Raw genomic sequence first — 3,284 nt, forward strand, 5'->3', positions numbered from 1 at the left:
CCGGTCGCGCCGGCCGTCCGCGGGGCTCAGGCGTGCCCGCCCACCACCGGCGATTCGCGCTCGAGTACCTCAAGCTTTTGCGCCACCGCGTCCGGCGATCGCGTGAATGGCGCCAGCAGCATGTAGAAGGCCGGCACCACGAACAGCGACAGCACCGTGGAAAAGGCCACGCCGGAGATGATGACGATGCCGATGGTGCCGCGGCTGGCCGAGCCCGGGCCGCCGGCCAGCACCAGGGGCACTGCGCCCATGATGGTGGCGATGGAGGTCATCAGGATGGGCCGCATCCGCACCGCCGCCGACTCGACGATGGCGTCGCGGATAGCCATGCCCTCGTCGCGCAGCTGGTTGGCGAACTCGACGATCAGGATGCCGTTCTTCGCCGCCAGGCCCACCAGCATCACGATGCCGATCTGGCTGAAGAGGTTGAGCGAACTGCCGAAGGCCCACAGGCCGATCAGCGCGCCCAGAACCGCCAGCGGCACGGTCAGCATGATCACCAGCGGGTGCAGGAAACTTTCGAACTGCGCCGCCAGCACCAGGTACACGATCAGCAGCGCCATGGCGAAGGTGAACAGCACGGCGCCACCGGCCGACTGGTATTCGCGCGACTCGCCTTTGTAGTCAATCTGGGCACGCTCGGGCAGCTCTTCGTCGGCCACCTGGCGCACCCACTCCAACGCCTCGCCCAGCGTGTAGCCGGGCGCCAGTCCTGCAGTGATCGTAATCGCGCGCAGGCGGTTGAAGCGGTTGAACTGGCCCGGCTCGGCCAGTTCGGTCAGCGTGACCAGGTTCGACAGCGGGATCAGGCCGCCGCCGGTGGTGGAGCGCACGTACAGGTTGTTGAGGTCGGACGGCGAAACGCGGTTTTCCTGCTGGGCCTGCAGGATCACGTCGTACTCCTCGCCGTCTTCCACGTAGGTGGTGACGCGACGCGAACCCATCATGGTTTCCAGAGTGCGGCCCACTTCCTGCACCGACACGCCCAGGTCGGCGGCGCGCTCGCGGTTGATCTCAACGCGCAGCTGCGGGCGAGTTTCCTTGTAGTCCGAATCGGCCGAGAACAGCTGCGGGTTGGCCTCCATGCGCGCCAGCATGCGGTCGCGCCACTGCGCCAGTTCCTGGTAGTCGGGGCCGCCCAGGACGATCTGCAGCGGCTGGCCGCCGCTGCGCACCAAGCCGCTGCGGACCTGCGGACGGGCCACCACGCCGGGCAGGCTGGCGAGGTCTCCGCGGATCTTTTCCACCAGGTCGGCGGTGCTGATGTCGCGTTCGTTCCAGGGCTTGAGCAGCACGATGGCCTGGCCCGTGTGCATCTCGCCACCAGCACCGAAGCCGCCCGGCACGCGCGTATTGGCGCGGTCGATGGCCTGGCCGTCGCCGACGTATTTGAACAAACGCTGCTCAACTTCCTGCATCTGATTCACGGTGTAGTCGTATCCCGCGCCTTCCGGGCCGGCCACGGAGACGAAGAAGCTACCGCGGTCTTCCGGCGGCGCCAACTCGGCCGGGATCTGCTGCACGAAGAACCACGACAGCCCCAGGCTAGCCAGCAGCATGGCGCCAAACAGCAGCGGCTTGCCGATGGTGCGCTCGACCGAACGACGGTAGCCGCGACCCAGGGAATCCAGGTGGCCCTGTACCCACTTGTTCACGCCCTTGGGTTCCTGGTGCGGGCGGATCAACAGCGAACACATCATCGGCGTCAGCGTCAGAGCCACGAAGGCCGAGATGATCACCGCCGCCGCCAGCGCCACGGAGAGCTCGCGGAACAGGCGCCCGGTGTTGCCCTCCATGAAGCCCACCGGCAGGAACACCGCCGCCAACACCGCCGTAGTGGCAATGACGGCGAAGGCGACCTGCTGCGTGCCGCGCTTGGCCGCCACCAGGGGCGGTTCGCCCAAGTCGGCGCGGCGCTGCACGTTTTCCAGCACCACGATGGCGTCGTCCACCACCAGGCCGATGCACAGCACCAGCGCCAGCAGCGTCAGCAGGTTGATGGTGAAGCCAAACGCCCACAGGGCGATGAAGGCCGCCACCAGGCACACCGGCACCGTGACCGCGGGGATCAGCGCGGCGCGGAAGCTGCCCAGGAACAGGTAGATCACCACCAGCACCAGCAGCACCGCTTCGATCAGCGTCATGTACACGCGGTCAACCGCCGCATCGATGAAGGTGGTGCTGTCGAATGCGACGAAGATTCGGGTACTGGAGGGCAACGTGGCCTGGATGGCCGGCAGCGCCGCCTTGATCTCGCGGGCCACGTCCAGGCTGTTGGCCGTGGAAGTCTTGATGATGCCCAGGCCAATGTTGGGCTGGCCGTTGCCGCGGAAGTAAGCACGGCGTTCCGACGATGCGCGTTCGACCTTGGCCACGTCGCCCAGGCGCACCAGGTAGCCGTCGTCGCCCTTGGCCAGGGTGAGCGCGGCGAAATCGGACGCCTCCTGGTAGCCACGCATCACGCGCAGCGTGAAATCGCGGTCCTGGGACTCGATGCTGCCGGCCGGCAGTTCGACGTTCTCACGGCGCAGGGCGTTCTCGACGTCGTTCACCGTCAGGCCGCGCGCCGCCAGCGCCTCGCGGTCCAGCCACACGCGCATGGAGTAGCGCTGCTGGCCACCCACCCGCACCTGGGCCACGCCGTCGATGCTCGACAAGCGGTCCACCACGTAGCGTTCGGCGTAGTCACTCAAGGCCAGCGTATCGAGCTGGTCGGAGCTCATGTTGAGCCAGATGATGACTTCGGCGTCGCTTTCGACCTTCTCGATCTCCGGCGGATCGGCCTCGTCGGGCATGCGGTCCATCACGCGGCTGATGGCGTCGCGCACGTCATTGGCCGCCGCCTCGATGTCGCGGGTCAGGGAAAATTCCAGGGTGACGCTGGCTTCGCCGTTCCGGCTGCGTGACTCCACGGTTTCAATGCCCTCGATGCCGCTGACGGCGTCTTCGAGGATCTGCGTGATGCGCGTTTCAACCACAGCGGCAGACGCACCTGGATAGGCCACGCCAACCGACACGATGGGCGGGTCGATGTTGGGCAGCTCACGAAGGGTCAGGCGGGTGAAGGCGATGATGCCCAGCACCACCAGCAGCAGGCTCATCACGGTCGCGAAGACCGGGCGCTTGATCGAGACGTCGGACAGCATCATGGCAAGGTCTCCGCGGGGCGCCGGTCAGGCGCTGCCGGCCGGGGCCCCCGCCACGGCGGCCGCGGGGTTGGCGTCGGGGGTGGGCGCTTCCACCACGCGGGATCCCGGGCGCAGCTTGACGGTGACGTCCACCAC

Annotated in this window: 1 protein-coding gene; it reads right to left on the reverse strand. The window is 67.4% G+C overall.

The window, feature by feature from the left end; genetic code table 11:
* Positions 1-26: 26 nt before the first annotated feature.
* On the reverse strand, positions 27-3,149 hold the full coding sequence (locus K0M70_RS14780; RefSeq protein WP_290783230.1) for an efflux RND transporter permease subunit: 3,123 nt from the start codon (positions 3,147-3,149) through the stop codon (positions 27-29).
* Positions 3,150-3,284 lie beyond the last annotated feature (135 nt).

This window comes from Arenimonas sp. (assembly GCF_019459675.1).
Classification (GTDB): domain Bacteria; phylum Pseudomonadota; class Gammaproteobacteria; order Xanthomonadales; family Xanthomonadaceae; genus Arenimonas.